General features: G+C 49.4%; 22 protein-coding genes and 1 pseudogene. 13 read left to right on the top strand and 10 right to left on the bottom strand.

Translation table 11 applies throughout. The features are described 5' to 3' along the window. Positions 1 to 11 precede the first annotated feature (11 nt). A complete protein-coding gene (locus KCG54_RS04270) occupies positions 12 to 704 on the bottom strand; it encodes a VIT1/CCC1 transporter family protein (RefSeq protein WP_070625692.1) in 693 nt (230 codons plus the stop codon). Positions 705 to 999: 295 nt separating this feature from the next. Here KCG54_RS04270 and KCG54_RS04265 point away from each other — a divergent pair, with 295 nt between their 5' ends. The 4 genes from KCG54_RS04265 (at position 1000) to KCG54_RS04250 (ending at position 3934) form a co-directional block, all read left to right on the top strand. Further along, complete coding sequence (locus KCG54_RS04265) at positions 1000 to 1146, top strand: hypothetical protein (RefSeq protein ID WP_049336812.1); 147 nt, start codon at positions 1000 to 1002, stop codon at positions 1144 to 1146. A gap of 192 nt (positions 1147 to 1338) precedes the next feature. Next, positions 1339 to 1539: a hypothetical protein gene (locus KCG54_RS04260; RefSeq protein ID WP_003746297.1), complete on the top strand. Its 201-nt coding sequence runs from the start codon at positions 1339 to 1341 to the stop codon at positions 1537 to 1539. Between the two features lie 89 nt (positions 1540 to 1628). Beyond that, on the top strand, positions 1629 to 3026 hold the full coding sequence (gene aspA, locus KCG54_RS04255; protein WP_254324759.1) for an aspartate ammonia-lyase: 1398 nt from the start codon (positions 1629 to 1631) through the stop codon (positions 3024 to 3026). 245 nt (positions 3027 to 3271) lie between these two features. Next, positions 3272 to 3934 carry an NAD(P)H-dependent oxidoreductase gene (locus KCG54_RS04250; RefSeq protein ID WP_070826894.1) on the top strand — a complete coding sequence of 221 codons (663 nt, stop codon included), beginning with the start codon at positions 3272 to 3274 and terminating at the stop codon, positions 3932 to 3934. A gap of 180 nt (positions 3935 to 4114) precedes the next feature. Here KCG54_RS04250 and KCG54_RS04245 read toward each other — a convergent pair whose 3' ends face one another. Together KCG54_RS04245 and KCG54_RS04240 are read right to left on the bottom strand one after the other, a co-directional pair. Then, a complete protein-coding gene (locus KCG54_RS04245) occupies positions 4115 to 6316 on the bottom strand; it encodes a FepA family TonB-dependent siderophore receptor (protein WP_254324758.1) in 2202 nt (733 codons plus the stop codon). Between the two features lie 226 nt (positions 6317 to 6542). Continuing rightward, a complete protein-coding gene (locus tag KCG54_RS04240) occupies positions 6543 to 6761 on the bottom strand; it encodes a YdcH family protein (RefSeq protein WP_003685475.1) in 219 nt (72 codons plus the stop codon). A gap of 221 nt (positions 6762 to 6982) precedes the next feature. Between KCG54_RS04240 and KCG54_RS04235 the strand changes: the two genes are divergently transcribed. Both KCG54_RS04235 and glyA read left to right on the top strand, forming a co-directional pair. Further along, positions 6983 to 7357, top strand: a complete 375-nt coding sequence (locus KCG54_RS04235) for a hypothetical protein (protein WP_070585602.1) — start codon at positions 6983 to 6985, stop codon at positions 7355 to 7357. 138 nt (positions 7358 to 7495) lie between these two features. After that, positions 7496 to 8746, top strand: a complete 1251-nt coding sequence (glyA, locus tag KCG54_RS04230) for a serine hydroxymethyltransferase (protein ID WP_254322746.1) — start codon at positions 7496 to 7498, stop codon at positions 8744 to 8746. Positions 8747 to 8816: 70 nt separating this feature from the next. Here glyA and KCG54_RS04225 read toward each other — a convergent pair. Together KCG54_RS04225 and yddG are read right to left on the bottom strand one after the other, a co-directional pair. Next, positions 8817 to 10126 (bottom strand): annotated as a pseudogene (locus KCG54_RS04225) (sulfate adenylyltransferase subunit 1). 129 nt (positions 10127 to 10255) lie between these two features. Then, complete coding sequence (gene yddG, locus KCG54_RS04220; protein ID WP_254324757.1) at positions 10256 to 11170, bottom strand: aromatic amino acid DMT transporter YddG; 915 nt, start codon at positions 11168 to 11170, stop codon at positions 10256 to 10258. A 182-nt stretch (positions 11171 to 11352) separates the two neighbouring features. On the opposite strand from yddG, the gene KCG54_RS04215 reads away from it, so the two are divergent. From KCG54_RS04215 to KCG54_RS04190, 6 genes are all read left to right on the top strand, one after another. Further along, a complete protein-coding gene (locus tag KCG54_RS04215; protein WP_107810328.1) occupies positions 11353 to 11778 on the top strand; it encodes a MarR family winged helix-turn-helix transcriptional regulator in 426 nt (141 codons plus the stop codon). A gap of 11 nt (positions 11779 to 11789) precedes the next feature. Further along, positions 11790 to 12659: an ABC transporter six-transmembrane domain-containing protein gene (locus KCG54_RS04210; protein WP_107810327.1), complete on the top strand. Its 870-nt coding sequence runs from the start codon at positions 11790 to 11792 to the stop codon at positions 12657 to 12659. 27 nt (positions 12660 to 12686) lie between these two features. Then, positions 12687 to 13010 carry a DMT family transporter gene (locus KCG54_RS04205; protein WP_107810326.1) on the top strand — a complete coding sequence of 108 codons (324 nt, stop codon included), beginning with the start codon at positions 12687 to 12689 and terminating at the stop codon, positions 13008 to 13010. 202 nt (positions 13011 to 13212) lie between these two features. After that, complete coding sequence (locus KCG54_RS04200; protein ID WP_254324756.1) at positions 13213 to 15003, top strand: assimilatory sulfite reductase (NADPH) flavoprotein subunit; 1791 nt, start codon at positions 13213 to 13215, stop codon at positions 15001 to 15003. A 448-nt stretch (positions 15004 to 15451) separates the two neighbouring features. Further along, positions 15452 to 15958 (top strand): hypothetical protein, encoded by a 507-nt coding sequence (locus tag KCG54_RS04195; RefSeq protein ID WP_254324755.1) that lies wholly within the window; start codon positions 15452 to 15454, stop codon positions 15956 to 15958. 90 nt (positions 15959 to 16048) lie between these two features. After that, on the top strand, positions 16049 to 16621 hold the full coding sequence (locus tag KCG54_RS04190; protein WP_254324754.1) for a hypothetical protein: 573 nt from the start codon (positions 16049 to 16051) through the stop codon (positions 16619 to 16621). 127 nt (positions 16622 to 16748) lie between these two features. Here KCG54_RS04190 and cysI read toward each other — a convergent pair whose 3' ends face one another. The 4 genes from cysI to KCG54_RS04170 all read right to left on the bottom strand — a co-directional run bounded on the left by cysI (position 16749) and on the right by KCG54_RS04170 (position 20548). Further along, complete coding sequence (gene cysI / locus KCG54_RS04185; RefSeq protein WP_254324753.1) at positions 16749 to 18506, bottom strand: assimilatory sulfite reductase (NADPH) hemoprotein subunit; 1758 nt, start codon at positions 18504 to 18506, stop codon at positions 16749 to 16751. Positions 18507 to 18675: 169 nt separating this feature from the next. Then, positions 18676 to 19209 carry an inorganic diphosphatase gene (locus KCG54_RS04180; RefSeq protein ID WP_003678634.1) on the bottom strand — a complete coding sequence of 178 codons (534 nt, stop codon included), beginning with the start codon at positions 19207 to 19209 and terminating at the stop codon, positions 18676 to 18678. An 84-nt stretch (positions 19210 to 19293) separates the two neighbouring features. After that, the gene (nudB, locus tag KCG54_RS04175; RefSeq protein ID WP_254324752.1) at positions 19294 to 19758 is read right to left on the bottom strand and encodes a dihydroneopterin triphosphate diphosphatase; all 465 of its coding nucleotides are present in this window, start codon (positions 19756 to 19758) and stop codon (positions 19294 to 19296) included. Between the two features lie 136 nt (positions 19759 to 19894). Then, positions 19895 to 20548 carry a metallophosphoesterase gene (locus KCG54_RS04170; RefSeq protein WP_254324751.1) on the bottom strand — a complete coding sequence of 218 codons (654 nt, stop codon included), beginning with the start codon at positions 20546 to 20548 and terminating at the stop codon, positions 19895 to 19897. A gap of 86 nt (positions 20549 to 20634) precedes the next feature. Here KCG54_RS04170 and KCG54_RS04165 point away from each other — a divergent pair, with 86 nt between their 5' ends. After that, the gene (locus tag KCG54_RS04165; protein ID WP_254324750.1) at positions 20635 to 21078 is read left to right on the top strand and encodes an RpiB/LacA/LacB family sugar-phosphate isomerase; all 444 of its coding nucleotides are present in this window, start codon (positions 20635 to 20637) and stop codon (positions 21076 to 21078) included. A 32-nt stretch (positions 21079 to 21110) separates the two neighbouring features. Here the strand turns inward: KCG54_RS04165 and KCG54_RS04160 are convergent, their stop codons facing one another. Next, positions 21111 to 22589, bottom strand: a complete 1479-nt coding sequence (locus KCG54_RS04160; RefSeq protein ID WP_254324749.1) for an RNA ligase — start codon at positions 22587 to 22589, stop codon at positions 21111 to 21113. Positions 22590 to 22615 lie beyond the last annotated feature (26 nt).

Genomic DNA, 22615 nt, shown 5'->3' with positions numbered 1-22615 from the left:
AGGCCTTACAATCAGACGGTCACACCTGCCAGTTTTCCAATAAATCCGGTTATCACCAATGCTGCAACGCCCCATATGCACACGCGCAAAACAGCAGGAACGACAGGTGCGCCGCCGAGTTTGGCAGAGACATAGCCCAGTCCTGCCAGTCCGCACAAAGTGGAAACTGCCAAGGTCGGAACAATGGCGGTAGAAGCTGTCAATGCGACCAGTAAAGGCAAAATCGCTCCGGCACAAAATGAAGCAGCAGAAGCCAGCGCGGCCTGCATGGGTTGGGCGGCAGAGGTTTCGGTAATGCCGATTTCGTCACGTGCATGAGCGGCGAGTGCATCGTGTTCCATCAAGGCTTTGGCCACCTCTGTGGCGAGCGGGTCGGACAAACCGCGGCGGCGGTAAATTTCCGTCAGCTCTTCCAACTCCGCATCAGGATTATTTGCCAATTCGTAGCATTCTTTGTGCAAATCGGCTTTTTCCGTATCCGATTGGCTGGACACGGAAACGTACTCCCCCGCCGCCATTGATACCGCGCCCCCGATAAGCGCCGAAACGCCCGTCAACAGCAGGGTTTGGAAATCAGGCGCGGCTGCGGCTACGCCCGTCAACAGCGAGGCAGTAGAAATCAAGCCGTCATTGGCACCCAATACGCTTGCCCGAAGCCAGTTATTGCGGTCGCTGAAATGGCGTTCGCTGTGGTGTGAATACATATATGCTCCGATAAATTGGCGGTTTCCAGATGATAACATTGTATTGTTTTTTGAAATCCATGTCAGTTTATCCCTTCAGATCAAGCATTCTTAAATCTTTCTGCTGCCATTCAAACCATAAAAACCAACACTCTTCTTTGGATTTTTTTCAGACGGCCTGAACGCTTTTACAAGCAAATTTATTGTTCCAAGTCATGGCATTATCACAAGGCAGTTTTGTGCTGCTTGGTTTATCCGCTTAAAGATGCTATCTTTATGAATCTTTCCACTCCTCAATCCATTGAAAGGATGTATCATGGCCGAAGAAAACAAAATCAAAGTAAACGATTTGCCTGAAGATAAAAAAGAGCAAACTGAAGAAACCGAACTGCCCGTTATCAACAACGAAGAAAAACGCGGCGGTCATGGCGAAGGTGGTTGCTGCGGCGCATGCGGCGGCTAAATCTTCCCGACAAAGCCTCCGAGGCCGTCTGAAAAGTCTTACTTTTCAGACGGCCTTTTCCTTTCTAAACAATTACAGGTAAATCAATGAAAGGATGCGGGAGAAGAATTTAAACCCAACCGCGTTTGTGCTACATTCACATCTTTACAAACCACAACAATCTGCACCCGCAGACACACAAGGAAGAAAAAAATGTTTTGGTATATCGTTGGTTTTTTCGCCTTCATCGTTTCCCTGCTTTCCCTTTGGGTCAATGCCAGCGCATTCGGCATGGAAGAGGATGGCACGCCGCAATCCGAATATGAAAAAATGTTGGGCTTGGGCGCGAAATTGAAAGATAAAGAGACAGCCGCAAAAGAGCGCGAAGCGGCACGCTTTCACCCTGACGATTAAGCCTTACCGACTGGACAATCTTGCCAAACTGGGCTAATGTTCCAAACGCATAATGCACACCAACACAACTATACGAGAAGGTAAGAGAAATGACTGTACGAATCGAACACGATTTACTGGGCGACCGCGAGATCCCTGCTGAAGTATATTGGGGCATCCATACTTTGCGCGCCATTGAAAACTTTAAAATTTCCACACAAAAAATTTCCGACGTACCGCAATTTGTCCGCAGCATGGTCATGGTTAAAAAAGCCACCGCGCAAGCCAACGGCGCATTGGGTGCCATTAAGCCGGAAATCGCGGCAGCCATCGAAAAAGCCTGCGATGAAGTATTGGTCAAAGGCCGCTGCCTCGACCAATTTCCGTCCGACGTTTATCAAGGCGGCGCCGGTACTTCGGTCAACATGAATACCAACGAAGTCATTGCCAACCTCGCACTGGAAGTCTTGGGTCACGAAAAAGGCCACTACGACATCGTCAATCCAATGGATCATGTCAACGCCAGCCAATCCACTAACGACGCCTACCCTACCGGCTTCCGCCTTGCCGTGTATTACAGCATCGGCGAATTGCTCGACAAACTGGCTATCCTGAAAAACGCCTTTGCCGCAAAAGCCGAAGAATTTAAAGACGTTTTGAAAATGGGCCGCACCCAGCTTCAAGATGCGGTGCCGATGACTGCCGGTCAAGAATTCCAGTCTTTCCAAGTGTTGTTGGAAGAAGAAATCCTCAACCTCGACCGCACCCGCTCCCTGCTGCTTGAAGTCAACCTCGGCGCCACCGCCATCGGTACCGGCGTGAATACGCCTAAAGGCTATGCGGCTTTGGTTGTTGAGAAACTCTCCGAAGTCAGCGGCCTGCCTTGCAAACTGACTGAAAACCTGATCGAAGCGACCTCCGACTGCGGCGCATATGTGATGGTACACGGCGCATTGAAACGCACAGCCGTCAAACTGTCCAAAATCTGTAATGACTTGCGCCTGCTCTCTTCCGGTCCGCGCGCCGGTTTGAAAGAAATCAACCTGCCTGAATTACAGGCCGGTTCTTCCATTATGCCTGCCAAAGTCAATCCCGTGATTCCTGAAGTCGTCAACCAAGTCTGCTTCAAAGTCATCGGCAACGACACCACCATCACTTTCGCAGCCGAAGCAGGTCAGTTGCAGCTGAACGTTATGGAGCCGGTCATCGCCCAATGTATGTTTGAAACCATTTCCCTCTTGGGCAACGCCGCGGTCAACCTGGCCGACAAATGCGTCAAAGGCATTACGGTCAACCGCGAAATCTGCGAACACTACGTCTTCAACTCCATCGGTTTGGTCACTTATCTGAACCCATACATCGGCCACCGCAATGGCGACTTGGTCGGCAAAATCTGCGCCCAAACCGGCAAAGGCGTGCGCGAAGTCGTACTAGAGCGCGGCCTGTTGAGCGAAGAAGAGCTCAACCGCATCCTCTCCCCGGAAAACCTGATGAATCCTCATCTGTAATCAGGATTTGAAATCAAAGGCCGTCTGAAACTTTAAACGTTTAAAGTTTCAGACGGCCTTTTCGTATTTATATTGATTTTTATCGAATTTTTTTGCGAATTTCAGATTTAAAAGATAGCCTAGCCGTTAGGTTTGATTTAACATAATGTTGCCCCAGCCTGTTTCCTCATTAAGGTTATGCCGGTAATGATACCTCAAAAGGAACCGGATATTGGAATAACATCTTCATTTATTAGGAAAACCAGATGAATCAAATTACACGCGAACAAATGCTGCAAGTATTCGAAAATCGATGCTCCACCCGTTATTACGATCCCAACAAAAAAATCAGCCAAGAAGATTTTGCAGCGATTTTAGAATTTGCCCGCCTCTCGCCCAGCTCTGTCGGCTCCGAGCCATGGAAATTCTTGGTGATTCAAAACAAAGCCCTGCGTGAGAAAATCAAGCCTTTCAGCTGGGGCATGCAATCGCAACTGGACGACTGCAGCCATCTGGTGATTATCCTTGCCAAGAAAAATGCGCGTTACGACACCCCGTTCTTCCGCAGTGTTGCCGAACGCAGGGGCCTGCAAGGAGAGCAGCTGGAAAAAGCGTTGGCAAGATACAAAAGCTTCCAAGAAACCGACATTAAAATTGCCGACGACCAACGCGCACTCTTTGACTGGAGCGGTAAGCAGACCTATATTGCTTTGGCCAATATGCTTACAGGTGCAGCGGCCATCGGCATCGATTCCTGCCCAATAGAAGGCTTCAACTACGACAAAATGAACGAAGTATTGGCAGCAGAAGGCCTGTTTGATGCCAACGAATGGGGCGTATCCGTAGCGGCAACATTCGGCTATCGCGCCAAAGAAATCACTAAAAAATCACGCAAACCGATTGATGAAATGGTGACTTGGGTCGAATAAGCAGTTTGTATTCTCAGGGCGGCGAGTGTCGCCCTTTTTACTTTTCTAAAAAGTGAAGCAAATTCCGTAACAACAAATGCTTCTAAATTTAAAAATCAAAAGGCCGTCTGAAACCATGTGTCAGAAATCTTAGATTTCATTTCACACCGTTTCAGACGGCCTGATTTAATACGCTTCTACTTAAAACGATACTTTCAAACTGCCGTAGAAGGCACGGCCATGCTCGTTGTAAGTTTGTGCGCCGGCAGTTGTGCGATACAGTTTTTTGTCAAACAGATTGCTGATACCGCCACGGACGGCCACGCGTTTATTCCAGTTGTAGCCGGCATTGATGCCCCAAATACCGTAAGAGCCGACTTGCGTTTGGTTATGTTCGGAAGACAACGCTGCCACGCCTGCACGCGGATTGCCGTTTTGCTCCAAACGGTTGACTGCCACGCCGCGCGGCTTGGTGCGACCGTAGTGGGTAAAGGTCAGGTTGGCATCGAAGCGTTCGTTCGGTGTCCAAGACAATGTGCTGTTGATGGTGTGTTTCGGCACCAAAGACAATGGATTGCCTTGATAATCTTCGGATTTGTGCATGTAAGTGAAATTGTTGCTCCACTTGAGTGTGTCATGCAACGGAATCACCAAGTTGCCTTCGATACCCGAAATAGTCGCTTTCGGCGTATTTTCCCATTGCAGGAGCCAGTTGCCGATATTGCTGGTAGCAATGAGCTGGTCGCCGATCACGATTTTATTGCGGTACGCATTATGGAAATAGGTTGCAGAAGCCTGCCAGCCGTTTTTGTTGAACTCAAGGCCAATCTCTTTATTGATACTGGTTTCAGGTTTCAAATTTCCGTTGCCCATGTAGTAGCAGCGGACACTGTTCGGCGCATTAAGCGGACAACCCTGACCGCGTGTGTACAGGATAAAGTCAGGATTGGTTTGATACAAATTTGGCGCTTTGTACGCACGGGCAACACCGCCTTTGACCAACCAATTTTCGCCGATTTGATGCGAGAAGTTCAAAGCCGGACTCCAGTTGCTACCGCTGTCGCTGTTGTGGTCAAAACGGATAGCCGGAATCAGATGGGTTTTGTCGGTCAATGAAATATTGTCTTCAACGTATGCCGCCCAGTTGCGTTGAGATGCCTTACCACCGCGCGTTGCGGAGATGCCGTTAAACGCATCGGTTTTGCCTTGGTCTTTAAATCCCTGAGTATTGGAGGCAGGATCGTCCAATTTGCTGTCAGTAAATTCTGCACCAACCGTCAACACGTTATCGACACCAAGTTTAAACGGAATATTCGCTTCGCTGCTGAAACGCAGGTTTTTCAGACGACTTTGAACAAAATCCAAGCCTGTATAGCTGCCTTCCGGACCGCCGGCCAAACCTTCAGGCAAGTGACTGTTGACTGTACGCTCATAACTGATCACGTTTTTGGTATCGCCCCATTCCCATGCGCCATCATGCGTTAAAGAATAAGCAGAACGGTATAAGCGGGCAGTTTCGGCTTTACTGTCGGCCAGAGAATTAACTAAAGCAGAACGCGGATTGCTGTTTTGCGTATCGCCGTTGTAGATATTGCCCTGACGGCTGTAGCTGCTGTCTAAAATCAATGTTTGTGCAGGGCTGATTTTCCATTGCAGACGGCCGGCAATGTCTTTATTGCGTACGCCTTCTACACCGGCCGCGCTGTCGTTGCCGTGTCCTGCATTGATATCGGCCGCATCTGCATCCGTTTTATTCAGGTTGCCGTAAATGCGGAAGCCCAAAGTATCTTGAATAATCGGACCGCTCAAATTGAAGCCGATACGGCGGGTTGCACCCTCTTTGCTGTCTTGCGGCTGATTGGCGTAAAGATTGACTTGGCCTTTAAATTCTTTAGACACTTTTTTGGTAACAATATTGACCACGCCACCCATCGCGCCCGAGCCGTAACGGGTCGCCGCCGGACCGCGCAAAACGGTAATCGATTCAATCTCTTCAACCGGCACCCAGTTGCTGTCGCCACGCGTATTGCGTTCACCGCGCATACTGATACGCTCGGACTGGCGCGAGTTAACCGGCTTGCCGTCAATCAAAATCAGAGTATTTTCAGGACCCATACCGCGCAAGTCGATTTGGCGTTTGTTGCCACGCTGACCTGTTGCCGTATTGCCGGTCAGATTGACACCGGGCATGGTGCGGACAAATTCGGAAATATCATTGGCTGCAGGGCGTTTGTCGATGTCGTCTTTAGAAATACGCGATACGCCGAGCGACTGTTGCAACTGCTTCTCGGCAGTAACGTAAACGGTATCGACTTCTGCCTGTTCAACAGCTTTCTCTTCAGCTGCGTGTGAGAATGCACTAATTAACGCCAAAGGCAAAATGGCGAGTGTGAATGTTTTCATTGCATTGTTTCTCTTGGTTTTGTTTGTTTAAAATTAAAATCATTTTGGATTTTAAATAAACTTAACAGAGTTTTCAATGCAATTAAGAGTGATTTACAATTAATAGTTAAATTGCGCTAATAAAAAATAGCAAAATACCAAACAACTAAAAAGGCCGTCTGAACCAGCATGAAACGAAATCCGAGATTTCTATCATACCGTTCAGACGGCCTTATTCAATTTTTAATTATTTGCCTGCTGCTTTTTGCAGAAGAGCATACAATTCGTCTTTGAGTTTGAGTTTGGCTTTTTTCAGCTCTTCAATCTCTTCGGCACCGCTGGTAACAGGGTTGTTAACCAAACCGGTAATTTTATCGTCCAGCTCATTGTGCTCGTCAAACAAACGGGCAAAGTGTGCATCTTCTTGTTTCAGTTTAGAAATCAAATCGCGATATTCTGGAAACATTTTGTTTTCCTCTCTTGTTAATTAAATAAAAAAGTACTGCTGTCAAAAACTAGGACGAATCAATCTTTAGCTTCATTATAACAAACACGGGCGTTTTATCCAGTCTTTTTTAAGTCGAAACTGTTTTACATCAAAATTAATAATATCAACATAAGTTAGTGCAAAAATAGAGAGAAACGGCTTTATAGACGGCTTGCCGACTTGGGCATACAATCGGGCTTATGCGTTTACACAATGGCCGAACCACCCTATTCCGTCATATCAACGGCATGGACGGACAATTTATCCTGCTTGAAAACCATCCTTCATGGATGCCGGTCAATGATGCCGATTTCAACCATGCCGCGCCCCTGCCCGACGGTTTGGCCGTACACGAAGAATCATTTTATCCATTTGAAAAAATAGATACCGCCGAATCGGCAGACAATATCAAAATCTTCAGCGAAGAAGCTCTACGGCTGGAGAAAGAACGATTAAATGCAGTAGCCTTAGTAGAACTGGCAAAAAATCTTAAAGCCGCCCAAGCCGAAGCCGACTTAGCCGCGCTTCTGGAAAAAATGGATTTTCATTTAAAACAAGATGATATTTTCAAATAAGCCCTTCAATCTCAGGCCGTCTTAAACCAAGCACCCGACACAATTGTTGACAATGCAAGAAAAATAGTTCATCTTGAACCAATTCGCAGCACTCCATCCCATATTTTCTTTTCAGCCCATCACAAAGGAATCGAGAACATGTTTTCAAAAAGCGTTACCCTCGCACAATATGACCCCGATTTGGCAGCAGCCATCGCCCAAGAAGACAAGCGCCAGCAAGACCACGTCGAGCTGATCGCCTCTGAAAACTACGTCAGCTGTGCCGTTATGGAAGCCCAAGGTTCGCAATTGACCAACAAATACGCTGAAGGCTATCCTGGCAAACGCTACTACGGCGGCTGTGAATACGTTGATATTGTTGAACAATTAGCGATTGACCGCGTAAAAGAACTGTTTGGCGCCGCCTATGCCAACGTTCAACCGCACTCCGGCTCCCAAGCCAACCAAGCCGTGTACGCTTCTGTTTTGAAACCGGGCGACACCATTTTGGGCATGTCTCTGGCACACGGTGGCCACTTGACCCACGGCGCAAGCGTTAACATCTCCGGCAAACTCTACAACGCCATTACTTATGGTTTGGATGAAAACGAAGTTCTCGATTATGCCGAAGTAGAACGCTTGGCTCTTGAACATAAACCTAAAATGATTGTGGCCGGTGCATCTGCCTACGCGTTGCAAATCGACTGGGCAAAATTCCGCGAAATCGCCGATAAAGTCGGCGCATACCTTTTTGTCGACATGGCGCACTACGCCGGTCTGATTGCCGGCGGCGAATATCCTAACCCCGTGCCATTCTGCGACTTCGTCACCACCACTACCCACAAAACCCTGCGCGGCCCTCGCGGCGGTGTGATTTTGTGCCGTGACAATACCCACGAAAAAGCGTTGAATTCCGCCATCTTCCCAAGCCTGCAAGGCGGCCCGTTGATGCACGTTATCGCTGCCAAAGCCGTAGCGTTTAAAGAAGCGTTGCAACCCGAGTTCAAACAATACGCAAAACAAGTGAAAATCAATGCCGCAGCAATGGCGGAAGAGTTGGTCAAACGCGGTTTGCGCATCGTTTCCGGCCGCACCGAAAGCCACGTTTTCCTCGTTGACCTGCAACCGATGAAAATCACCGGCAAAGCCGCCGAGGCCGCTTTGGGCAAAGCACACATTACCGTCAACAAAAACGCCATCCCGAATGATCCGGAAAAACCGTTCGTTACCTCCGGCATCCGCATCGGCTCCGCCGCCATGACTACACGCGGCTTTAACGAAGCCGACGCGCGCGTATTGGCGAACTTGGTTGCCGACGTATTGGCCAACCCCGAAGACGAAGCCAACCTCGCCAAAGTCCGCGAACAAGTGACTGCTTTGTGCAATAAATATCCGGTTTACGGCGCATAAGCATTTCGCCTTGGATAAAATAACAGGCCGTCTGAAACTTCAGACGGCCTTTTTTATTGCAACTTTTCTTTTAAATTTCAAAACTGTTTGTTTCGCTGACTTTGCGTATCATGCCTGCCGCGACAGTATGGTTGGTGGCTTCGTCAATCAAAATAAACGCGCCTTGTGCATGGTTGTCTTCGTATGCGGCAGCGGCGAGCGGCTGCTGGGTTTTGAGGCTGACGCTGCCGATGTCGTTGAGCTTGAGCGTTTCGGCGGATTCGACCCGGCTGAGGGTATTGACGTCCCAAACGTAGGCAATTTCGCTGATTTTTACGGGCGTGGTTTGGGTCGTGTGTTTCAGCAAATATTTACGGCGCAGATTGAGCGGAATATCGTCAAACCAGCAAAGCGCGGCTTGAAATTGTTGTTCGGGAACAATGGCGCTGTCGGCTGAAACAATGCTGTTGCCGCGTGAAATATCGATGTCCGTATCCAAAACAACAGTCAACACTTCCCTGCCTCGGCAGATTCGGTTTTACCGTTTGCATTATAGATTTCGGCAACCTTGGCAACATGGCCGCTGGGCAGGACTTTAACTTCATCGCCCACTTTCAGACGGCCCGCTTCCAATCTGCCTTGATAACCGCGGAAGTCGTCACTGCTACTGCCGTCTTGGCGTGCCACACGTTGTACGGGAAAATGCGTGGCTTGGTCGGCGGCGTTTTGACGGTTGACAGGCAGGCTTTCGAGCAAAGGCAAAAGCGGCAAACCCTGATACCATGGGGTTTGGCTGCTGGCATTAACGATATTGTCGCCTTTTAATGCGCTGATGGGCAGGAAGTGTATTTGGGCTTGGAGGCCGATTTGTTCCGTCAGTTTGCGATAGGCCTCGGTAATGGCTTGATATTTGGCTTCATCAAAGTCGAGCAGGTCGAGTTTGTTGACGGCAACGATGATGTTGGGGCAGCCCAAGAGTTTCAGAATCGCGCTGTGGCGTTTGGTTTGGGGCAGGAGGACAGGTTCGTTGCCTGAAAAATCGACGCGTGTGGCATCAACCAAAATAATGGCGGCATCGGCAGTCGATGCGCCGGTAACCATATTACGCGTGTATTGCTCATGTCCCGGTGTATCGGCAATGATGAATTTGCGTTTGGGCGTAGCAAAATAACGGTAGGCCACGTCAATGGTAATGCCTTGTTCGCGCTCGGCGGCAAGGCCGTCTGTCAGGCTGGCGAAGTCGGGCGTTTCGCCGTTTTCAGCAGCGCGGTTGAGCTTGTCAAGCTGGTCGGTCAGTAAGGTTTTGCTGTCGTAGAGCAGGCGGCCGATGAGGGTAGATTTGCCGTCATCGACACTGCCGGCGGTAATGAAGCGCAAAAGCGGAGCTGAAGCTGCGGTCATGATTCTTTTCCATTTCTCGTGATTTCTCAAACTGACTGCTACTTTAAACAGGCCGTCTGAAAATGGGAAAGAATGTTTGGTTGTTAAAAAAGCTGTTTTCGTTATATCGCGAAGCTATGGGATATTGCCTCACACCATCTGTTTTCTCCGGGTCGCCAACCAACACACAATCGATCCTAAGCACACCATTCCCGCTCCCTGCCAAAACGTCATGGACAAAGGCGCGCTGATCAAAAACGAGGACACTACCGCAGACAATACCGGAATGAAATAAGATGCGCCTGCTAATACGGTCAGGTTGCCGCGCGAAATACCGATATTCCACACCGCATAGCCCAACCCCATGCAAGCGGCGGCGGCAACGGCATATGCGAGTGATACGGAGTCAAAATTCAACGTATCCGCGCCACTGAGAAAATACTCAATCCACAACAGTATCGACACCAGCGCAAAGAAGAAGCCGACGCTGCTGCCTTCCGCCTTTACGCGCGCCGTCAGCGTACAATATGCCGCCCAAAACACTGCGTCCGCAAATGCCATGATGTAGCCGCCGGGATTGGTGCGGACATTGTGGTAGATGCCGGAAATCGACAAGCCGACATCGCCGCCCAATACAGTGGCAATCCCCAAAAATGATAGCACAAAGCCGATGACTATCCACCATTTTGATGGCTGCTTGTTGAAATACACCGCCCCGACAATGGTAAACGTCGGCCACAAATAATTGACCATGCCGATTTCCACCGCCTGTCTCGCGTTTTGCGCAAAACCGACCGAGAGCGACAAACACAGTTCGCAGCCGACAAAAAACACGCTTGCCCAAAACAAATAGCTGCGGTTGTAATTGCGCAAATGCGGCCTGCCAAAAATCAACCAAATCAATACGGTGGACAAGGTGTACATCATTGCTGCGCCGCCCACTGCCCCCATATGCAGGCTCAAAGAGCGTATCAGGGAAATGACGAAGCTCCACAAGGCAACAGCAAGCAGCCCGATGGCAGTGGCTTGTTTAGATGAAATATTTTGAGATAAGAAATGAATCATGGCGTATGTGCTAAAGATGGTTTTATTAGGTTTATCGTAGTTTGAATATATCGTTTCTACATTAATTATTTTAACGGTTTCAAGGCCGTCTGAAAATGATTGTTTCAGACGGCCTTCTATTTGCAATTAGTCCTAAATATGACTATAATCCGCATCCAATTAGTCAATATCGAGACCAATTTATGAATCAACTTGACCAACTCGGTATGCGCATCAGCCACATAGACAGCGCATTCGACCAATGGATTAAACAGCAAAACACCAACTACAATACCTTCGCCGTTCTCTACACCTTAGCCACCGAAGGCAGCCGCACTCAAAAATACATAGGCGAAGAATGGAGCCTGCCCAAGCAAACCGTTTCCGGCACATGCAAAACGCTGGCGGAACAAGGCTTGCTGACATTTCACGAAAGCGAACAAGACAAACGCGAACGTTTATTGTCGCTGACCGAGCAAGGCAAGGAATACGCCGCACCACTGGTGCAAAACATGCAGGAATTCAGCAAACGAATTTTTACCGCCTTCGGTGAAAAACGTGCAGTCCGACTGTTTGCCGATTTGGACGCATTGGCCGAATTAATGGCGCAAACCCTCAATACTAAATAAGGAGGGCAACCATGTGGAAAATGTTGAAACACATCGGTCAAACACACCGCCGCAAACTCATCACAACCTTCTCTCTCGTCGGCTTGGATAATCTACTCTTGCTGGTATATCCCGTGTTTGGCGGCTGGGCGATTAATGCCGTTATGGAAGGCAACGTCTGGCAGGCAATGTTGTATGGTGTGGTGGTTTTATTAATGTGGATAATCGGAGCCGCCCGCCGAGCAGCCGATACGCGCACATTTACCCAAATCTATACCGAAATCGCCGTCCCGGTCGTTTTGGAACAGCGCAAGCGAGAAGTACCGCATTCCGCCATTACCGCACGCGTTGCCCTATCGCGTGAGTTTGTCAGTTTTTTTGAAGAACACCTGCCCATCGCTGCTACTTCGCTGGTCTCCATCTTCGGTGCATGTATGATGTTGCTGATATTGGAATTTTGGGTGGGCGTATTGGCTGTCGCGATACTTGCCCTGTTTTTATGGTTGCTGCCGCGTTTTGCCGCCATCAGCGAAAACCTATATTTCCGTTTAAACAACCGGCTTGAACGCGACAACCACCTTATCCGCGACGGCAACAAGCATCAGCTCTACCGCCACTATGGCTGGGTTGCCAAACTACGCGTGCTAATTTCCAACCGCGAAGCCTTAGGCTATCTCAGTATCGGCATGGCGATGAGCGTATTGTTTGGCTTCGCCTTTATACACATGACGCTTAAAGGTTATGGCAGCGCCGGCCATATCTATTCCGTCAGCACTTATTTATGGATGTTTGCAATGAGCTTGGACGACGTACCGCGCTTGGTCGAACAATACTCCAATCTAAAAGACATCGGACAACGCGTTGAACTCTCGGAAGAAAACAATCTTTCCAAGGCCGTCTGAAACCTTAACACACTATCAGGACATATTATGAGTTGGTTTTATTTAATCTTAGCCGGTATGCTGGAAATCGGCTGGCCATTGGGCTTGAAGCTGGCACAACAGGAAGGCTACCGCTGGCATGGCTTTGCCGCCGCGCTTGCCTGCATCGTCGGCAGCGGATACTTCCTTTACCTTGCCCAAAAAAGTATTCCGATGGGTACAGCCTACGCCGTCTGGACAGGCATAGGCGCGGCAGGGGCGTTTTTAGTGGGCGTTGTATTTTTTAACGATGCCGCCAACTTAGGCCGCTGGCTCGGCGCATTTCTCATCATCTCCGGCGTCGTAGTGATGAAACTCTCCAGCGGAAACTGAAAATCTTGTTTCTATCCAATCCAAGGCCGTCTGAACAGGTATGCAGGTATGTTTAGATAGACGGCCCAATACCTTCCCAAATATAACGAAATCATCTTAAATTAAAACCAAGCATTCTTTCCTTTTTTCAGACGGCCTGTTTAAAGTGGCGACTGTCCATTATTCAAACAATCGGTTATAGCCGTCCAACAAAGGAATCCAAATGAGCCAAGCCAATCCGCTTCCCCCCGAACTCTCCGTCCAACTCTCTGCCCTATCCCCCACCCAACTTGCCTGGCTCTCCGGCTATTGCTGGGCGCAAAGCCAAGGCGTATCCGGTGTAGCAGCCGAACCATCTGCCCTGCAAACAGCCGCCTCGACAGTCAGCCGCCGCGTATTAGTCCTCTCCGCCTCACAAACCGGCAATGCCCGCAGCGTTGCCGAATCCTTACACGCCAAACTTCAAGCCGCCGGCGTAGAAGCCCGCCTCAGCAGCGCAAGCGATTTCAAAAGCAAAACCCTGCCCGACGGAGACATCGTGCTTTTAGTTACCTCCACCCAAGGCGAAGGCGAACCGCCCGAAGAAGCCCTGCCCCTGTACAAATTCATCTACGGCAAAAAGAAACCTGATCTCAGCAAACTGACCTTTGCCGTCTTAGGCCTTGGCGATTCCTCCTATCCCAACTTCTGCCAAGCAGGCAAAGACTTTGATGCCAAATTTGCCGAACTGGGCGCAGGCCGTCTGAACGACTTGGGCATTTGCGACTTAGAATTCCAAACCGATGCCGACGCATGGATTGCCGCCGTCGTACCCAAAGTAGCCGAGTTAACTGCCCAAGCAGCAAGCCCAAGTATAAGCACTGCACCAAACGGCTCGGCAACACCAAGCAACGATGCCGTCTACACCAAAGAAAAACCCTACACAGCCATCCTCTCTGTGCGCCAAAAAATCACCTCGCGCGATGCAGAAAAAGACGTCGAACACATCGAAATCGACCTCAGCGGCTCAGGTTTGCATTATCAGGCAGGCGACGCGCTCGGCGTATGGCCGCTTAATGCCGGCGACCTCGTCCAAGAAATCCTCGACCTCAACCAACTGAGCGGCAACGAAACCGTCCAACTTTCAGACGGCCGAGAAACTGACATCCGCACCGCCCTGACCGAATCCGCAGACATCACCCAAAACACACCTGCATTCGTCCAACAATACGCCGAATTAACAAACAACGAAGAACTCAAAACCATAGCCGCAGATAAAGCCCAACTGGATGCCTACCTCGCCGCCACACCGCCCGTCGGCGTATTTGCCGCCCATCTACACCCACTGGACGCACAAACCCTATACAGCTTATTCCGCCCACAAACCCCACGCCTTTACTCCATCGCCTCCGCACAAGACGAAGTCGGCGAAGAAGTCCACCTTACCGTAGGCGTCGTCCGTTTCAACCACCACGACCACACCTACACCGGCGTAGCATCCGGCTACTTGGGCGAACGCCTCGAAGAAGGCAGCGAAATCCGCGTCTTTGTCGAACCCAACCCCAACTTCCGCCTACCACAAAACGGCGATACCCCCATCATCATGATCGGCGCAGGCACAGGCGTCGCCCCATTCCGCTCCTTTATGCAGCAACGCGCCGCCAATGGCGACAGCGGCAAAAACTGGCTCTTCTTCGGCAACCAACGCCTGGCCGACGACTTCCTCTACCAACTCGAATGGAGCGATTGGCGCAAAGACGGCCTCCTCACCCGCGCCGACCTCGCATGGAGCCGCCAAGGCGAACACAAAGTCTATGTCCAACACAAAATCACCGAACGCGCCGCCGAAGTTTGGAACTGGCTGCAACAAGGCGCACACATCTACGTCTGCGGCGACGCCGCACGTATGGCACGCGATGTCGAAAACGCCCTGATCGAAGTCATCGAAACCCAAGGCAAACTCAGCCGTGACGAAGCCGAAGACTACCTCAACGATCTGCGCGAAGACAAACGCTACCAACGCGACGTTTATTGATTGGATAAATAAAAATAAAGGCCGTCTGAAAGCTGAATTTCAGACGGCCTTTTTAAGGAACTTGCTCAGATTGTTATCAATTTATCTTGTCTTGCATTATAATTGTGCAAAATTGACTCACTCGAAAGAAAATAAATTGGAAGGATTACAACAACTTGTAGATTTATTGGTGGGTTTTGTCGATTGGATATTGAAATTACTGGCCTTCTTGTTTTAAACTATGTTCCATACTTTTATACATTAAAGACGTATTTTCATTATGCAAACCGCGCAATGTTCCGCTACTTTCTTCTATTGGTACCACACAAACGTGCGGTACTTTTTTGCGCTTGTCTGAAACAGACCAAATTGAAAATACGCAAATTAGAGCCGCCTCATTTGAGCGGCTTTTTTTATACCCACATGGCCGCTTAAATCCACCCATTTTTAAGAAATAAGGAATACAGCCATGACTGCCTCAACTAAAATCCACAGCCAAACACAAATGTTACACACCTGCCGCATGGTCGTTGACAGCAACAGCCACCACAGCATGCTCAACATGCACACTTTGCCTGATTCGCCTGACAGCCTCATCAGCGAAGCCCTGATTCCGCAAGTGCGCACCATCGCGACTTTGATTGCCGCAGAGCGCCACGACTTCAATCAAAGCAGTCCCAGCGTCTTTACTGATGAAGCGGATTTCTTCGCAGCGCGTATTTTGGTTTTGGGCGTACGCCGTTTCCATCTGGATATTACCCTGCTGCCCATGCTCAAAACCGCCAACAAACGCGCCAAAGCTTTCGCCAAACGCCATCACATGCCCTTCTCTCCCGCTGAAATGCAAATGTCCCTGCACACACGCCGCCCTGCCAACCTGCTGATTATCGAAACCGAACACGAAATGCCTGCACTGGGCAATCTGGCTGCCAACAGCCGTGCATTTGCCGCGCAACTTTCCAATATTATTTTGTAAAACCACTTGAAAAACAGGGAAATGGTTTAATATTAGGCAAACACACTCCGCCGAAATCTCGGCAAAGACAAACCTCTCTCAGGAAAAACAATGAAAAAACTGATTGCCTTAGCCGCCCTTTCCACTTTTGCCCTCGCTGCCTGCAAAGACAATACCCAGGCGCAACTTGAACAGCAACAAAAACAAATCGAAGCATTGCAACAACAGTTGGCACAACAAAACGGCCAACAAGAAGACAATACGGTTTACCAGCTCACGCCTGAAGCCGTGAAAGACACCATTCCTGCCGAAGCACAAGCCAACGGCAACAACGGCCAACCGGTAACCGGTACAGACGGCCAACAATACATCTACGACCAATCCACCGGCAGCTGGCTACTGCAAAGCTTGGTAGGTACGGCAGCCGGTGCATTTATCGGCAACGCATTGGCGAACAAATTCACACAGGCAAGCAATCAAAACAGCCCGATTGCCCGTCAAGCTCGTGCCAACTATTATCAAAGCGCACGTCCGAACAGACGCACCAGCCAACAGCTGAATACGCGCACCCTGCGTGCCCAGCAACAAAACGCTCAACAGCAACAGCGTTACCGCGAAACCGCGCGTCAGCCTTCCAACTACCGCCGCCCCAGCATGGGTCGGGGCTTTGGCCGCCGTCGCTGATTCGGTTTATACCCCATCTTTGATATAAACTCGCACAATATAAAAGGCCGTCTGAAAATCAGATTTTCAGACGGCCTTTGGTTTTCTCTATTTTCTTATTGTAGACTTGTGGATCTGTCTGTATGCGTTATGCCCAGAAGTCTCGCGGAGCGTCCAATACAGGTTTGACGATGCTGGTACGGATGGCGAAATCGCCAAAACCTTCATCATCCAAACGGTTTCGAGACCAATCTGCCACCCAGTCTTCGACAATTTCAAGGATTTCAGGTTCGGTAATGTTTTCTTTAAACAGGCGCGGAATGCGTGTGCCTTCACGGTTGCCGCCTGCGTAAAGGTTGTAGCGACCGACGGCTTTACCGACCAAACCGATTTCCGCCAACATGGCGCGGCCGCAACCGTTGGGACAACCGGTTACGCGCAAAACGATGTATTCGTCTTCCAAGCCATATTTGGCGAACATTTCGTCGATTTTATCGGAGAATGTCGGCAGGAAACGTTCAGCCTCCGCCATCGCCAACGGGCAAGTCGGCAAGGCAACGCAGGCCATCGAGTTCTCACGCTGGATGGTAATCGATTTGCTGATTAATCCATGTTCTTTGGCGATTTTATCAATCGTGTCTTTCAATTCCGGCGGCACATTGGCAACCACCAGATTTTGATTGGCCGTCAGACGGAAGTCACCGGGATGGATTTTGGCAATTTCGCGGATACCTGTTTTCAACGGTCTGCCGGGATAATCGAGCAGACGGCCGTTTTCAATAAACAAAGTCAAATGCCAGTTGCCTTCATGCCCTTGTACCCAGCCGATGTGGTCGCCGCGATGCGTAAATTCGTAAGGGCGGATAGGTTCAAATTTAATGCCCATGCGCCTTTCGACTTCTTCTTTGAACACATCCACGCCGACGCGTTGCAGCGTATAGCGTGTACGCGCTGCTTTACGGTCGCTGCGGTTGCCCCAGTCGCGCTGGGTGCTGACGACGGCTTCGGCGGCGTTGAGGGTGTATTCGAGCGGTACGAAACCAAATTCGTAAGAAGTATTCGGATAAGTTTTGGTATTACCGTGTTCACTGGATAAACCGCCGCCGACCAATACATTGAAGCCCACCAACTTGCCGTTTTCTGCAATCGCCACGAAACCCAAGTCATTGGAATGAATATCCACATCATTATCGGGCGGAATTACGACGGCAGTTTTGAATTTGCGCGGCAAATAGGTTTTACCCAAAATCGGCTCTACGTCGTCGGCAATTTCTTTATTGCGCGGCTCGGTCGGCTCGGTTGTGAACACTTTTTCGCCGTCCAGCCACACATCGGCATATGCCATGGTGCGCGGCAGAAGGTGCATACTGATACGTGCCGCCCATTCATAGGCTTCTTGGTGCAAAGTGCTTTGCACTGGATTGCTGGTACACAACACATTGCGGTTGACATCGCTGGCTGTGGCAATGGAATCCAAACCAAGTTTGTGCAATGCCTGATGTGCCTGTTTTAAATCGGTTTTCAGAATGCCGTGGTATTGGAAGGTTTGACGGTTGGTCAGGCGGATGGAGCCGTAAATCGTATTTTCACCGGCAAATTTGTCGATACCCAGCCACTGCTGCGGCGTAATGATGCCGCCGGGCAAACGGCAACGCAACATCATGTTTTTTAAGGGTTCAAGTTTTTGTTCGGTACGCTCGGCACGGATATCGCGGTTGTCTTGTTCGTACATGCCGTGGAAGCGGATAAGCTGAAAGTTGTCGGCAGTAAAGCCGCCGGTAAAGTCGTCTTTCAACTCTTCCTTAATCGTACCGTGCAGATAATCGCTGCGCTCTTTCAAGGCTTCGTTGCTGGACAAAGGCGTCTCAGGCAGTTTGGCTCGTGGGTCGGTTGTGGTAGCAGTCATTGAAGCACTCCTTATTTTTGATATAGGCGTTACTTTAATGAGGCCGTCTGAAAATGAGAAAGAATGGTTTGTTTGTTTTAAAGACGATTTTGTTATATTGGTTTGAAACATAAAAAGGCCGTCTGAACTTTGCTTTCAGACGGCCTTGATAGTGAACGGGACAAACCGATTAGGCTTGTTTGTTCCAACGTTCGATAGATTCTTTGATGACTTGTTTCGCTTCTTCTACATCGCCCCAAGATTCAACTTTAGTGGTACCTGCTTTTTTCAGGTCTTTGTAGTGGTTGAAGTGGAACTCGATTTGTTTGATCAGTTGTTGCGGCAAATCAGCCAAAGTTTTGTAGGCGTTGCCGTTGTTGCGGTCGTCGGCTGGAACGCAAACGATTTTGTCGTCCACTTCGCCGTCGTCAACGAATTTCATCACGCCGATAACGCGTGCTTCCAGGAAAATACCGGTTGCCAAAGGCTGCTCGGTAACCAGCAATACGTCCAATTCGTCGCCGTCTTCGTCCAAAGTTTGCGGAATGAAGCCGTAGTTGGTCGGTTTGGCGAAAATTGCCGGTTCAACGCGGTCGAGTTGGAAAGCGGCCAGTTTGCGGTTCCACTCGATTTTATGGTTGCTGCCCGCAGGGATTTCGTTGACAACATTGATGATGCCGCCGTCCACGTCGCCCGGGGTCAGGATTTTGTTGAAGTCTGCCATGATGGTTTCCTTTGATTTTAAAGAGAGTCAAACGGCGAAAGTATAACAAACCCAAGGCCGTCTGAAAATGTGAAACTGTCGTATTCAGACGGCCTTTTTGGCATTCAGCCTTTTGACCAGTTCTAAAATTGCGCGTTTATTGGAAGGGGAAAACACTTTTTCCGCAGCTTCTTCCGCACCAAACCAACCGTAGGCAACGTGTTCGTCCGGTTGCAGCATGATGGGCGTATCGCGCGGAATTTGGGCGGAGAAGATGTGTTCGCGGTTCTCAAAAACGCCTTTGGGATAGCGATGGCGCCAGTGATGATAGATTTCATAAACGGTGCTGTCATGCCAGTTTTCCAGCTGTCCGTCTGCAAGGCGGATACCGGTTTCTTCCCACACTTCGCGCCATGCGGTTTCTTCGATACACTCGCCCTCTTCCATGCTGCCGGTAACCGACTGCCAAAAACCTTGCGGCGCCGTGCGTTCAATCAGCAGGATATTGCCGTCTTTATCATGCAAAACGACCAAAGCGGAAACAGGATACTTCAAAGGCTTACCGCTCATGACTTGTCCTTGCCGGATTGATTGGGGAGGCTGATTTTTTGTAGTAAGTAAGCCAAAAGGTTTTCCATGTATCACTCAAAATGGGAAATTGATATTCAGACGGCCTTTGCCGGAAATCCGCAAAGGCCGTCTGAAATTATACCTGATTTAACTGCGCCAGTTTCCGAGACACCAGCTCTGCCGCTTCTTCCGGCGACTTGGCCTTCAACCCTACTTCGCCAAAATACGAAATTTTAGGCAAATCACACAAAAACTTATCGACGTCTTGTGCCGTCAAAAAACGGCCGTGCAAATCGAATCCGACATTTAAAGCACGCCCTTTGATTTCCGCCACCCTGTCATGCAAATGACCGTACAAATGATACCAACCCTGATAGCAGCCGTCCCATTCCTGAATCGGATAGTGAAAGAGAACCAGTGTATTCTTAATTTCCGGCAATTTGAGTTTCAAATACGGCCGTATGGACGACAGCAGCGGATAGCCGTCATGCTTGGTTTGGCTGCGGAAAAAATCGGCATGCTGCCGAATCACATGATCATGATTGCCGTAAATCAAGTGATGTTGCCCGTTCAACCGCGACAAAACGCGCTCTATTTGCTTGTAGTCTTGGGCAAAGGAAAAATCGCCCAAGTTGTACACCTTATCTTCAGGCGTAACGGTTTCATTCCACGTTTGGATTAAAAATTCATCCATCTGCTCCACGTTATCGAACGGTCGAAATTGCGGGCAGAATTTGGCGATGTTTTTATGTGAAAAATGTAGGTCGGATGTGAAGTAGGTTTTGCTCATGCCATGCTTTCTGCGTTGCAAGCTTGAATCGTATCACGCGCGGGCGTATGCTGAATAATGTTTATTGTATGCTTCAAGGAGTTTTTATGCGTTTGGTTATTGCCGCGCCGGCCAACGGCACAATATTGAAAAACGCGCTCAAAGCGCATCTTCAAAACGACCCACGCGTCAGCAGCTTGGTCGATTTATCCTCGCCAGAAGGAAGCTATCCGCAACTCTCGTTTGCCGCAGCCGAAGAAGTCGTGGCAGGACGCGCCGACCGTGCGCTGTTGATTTGCGGTACCGGCGTGGGTACGGCGATTGCCGCCAATAAGGTACGCGGCATACGAGCGGCAACGGCGCATGATTTACTCACGCTCCGCGGATCGGTGGAAAACTATGATGCACAGGTTTTATGTATGGGGCAAAACGTCATTGCCGCCCCGGCCGCTTGGGCATTGGTCGATATCTGGTTGGATTTGCGCCACGACACAAGCAGCGACTATGCGCCTAAAGTCGGCGAAATTGAAGCGTACGAGCGCGGAAAATAAATACGCGTTGCTCCATATATTTTCAGACGGCCTTACAACTGTCCCAAAAACGCCTGAATGAACGCAATCTTATCCAATTCCGGCATAGGGTTGAACGCTTCCTGATGCTCGTGGATGTAGTCGATTAAAGGATAAAATTCTTCATCAACATGGCGTTTGTCCAGTTTGCGGCCGATATTGCCTTCGTTGCTTCGTCCCAGAAACTTGGAGATCAGGTAATACGGCGATTTGAGTTTGAACAGCATTTCGCCGTTTTGCGCATCAAATACCATAAAGCCTTCGTGTTCCACATTTTTCAGACGGCCTTTCAGCTTGCCGAATGTGATGTTTTTCAACGTTTCAGGACGGCGGATGCCGTATTGTTTGCCGATTTCGTCCAATTCCGATTCAGAAAATTGACGGCCGGTCGCCACGTCAATGCAGCCGATTAAGGTTTCGCCCAATTCTTCGCGGATGATGTGTACATCTTTCGCATCTGTGATTTCAAACAAAAAAGTATGGTTCGGATACGTGCGGAACAGGGTTTCGTATTGAGCGCAATGTGCGGCGGTCATGTCGGCAAACGCGCTATCAAGCGAACCGGTGGTCGAATACAGCACTTTGCCGTCAAACGCCGCGCCTTTGGACGGGTGGTCGTCTGAAAGCGAGACGAAAGTGCAGCAGCCGAGGAAGCCGTTTACTTTTACCACCGCATCCACCAATCTCTCGTCACTGATTCGGATCGGATAGCGGCTGCCTTTGGCAATACGCTCCGAATAATTGAACACTTTTTTAAACGGGCGCACGATGATTCGATTATGCGCGTCGATAATCAAACCGCGCATTTCCAGCAAAGCATCATCAAAGCGGTTGTTATAGAACACGCTGCGGGCGTATTTCAACACGCGCAATTCAGGATAACGCTTAGATGCTTTGGCAGTAAAGTTGCGGCTGCCGTGTTGCAGATAATGATCGGTCACAAAGGTTTGCTGCGCCTCATCAAATACCAGCGGCTTATGCTCGATAGCCTGCATTTGTTCGATTTTTTCTAACTGTTCCGCATTTGCCGGTTGCACGGCCTCGATGTGGATTTCGTTTGCCACTCGGTTTTGGTTCAATTTGATATACGCCGCCAACACGTCATGCTCTTTTACGCCGTGCAGGTTGGGATAGAAATTGTGCAATCGGTAGACCTCTGTTTCAAAACCGCTTTTCTCCGCCTGATCCAATAAATGACGGCAACGCGAAGCTTTTTGATTGGTATTGGAATTAATGATCAAAATATTTCGATTCGGATTTTGACGTCCAAGTCTCAACGTTTCAGTCATCAAAGCATTGCCGCGTTTTTGCGCCTTATCCACCGCTTCGCCCGACCAATGATATTCACCATATTCATAGGTAATGAACAAATCGTTTTCAATACGGACAACTTCCGCATCCGGATACTGCGCTTTAAATTCCGCGGCTTTTTGTTCGGCAAAAGTCGATTTTCCCGAACCTTGATGACCGCGGATTAAGATAAATTTTTGCATTTTGTTTCCTTATTCTTTTTCTCAGC

Source organism: Neisseria subflava, assembly GCF_024205705.1.
GTDB lineage: Bacteria > Pseudomonadota > Gammaproteobacteria > Burkholderiales > Neisseriaceae > Neisseria > Neisseria subflava_D.
The sequence above is the reverse complement of the archived record's forward strand: the minus strand, read 5'-3'. Positions and strand labels throughout refer to the sequence as shown.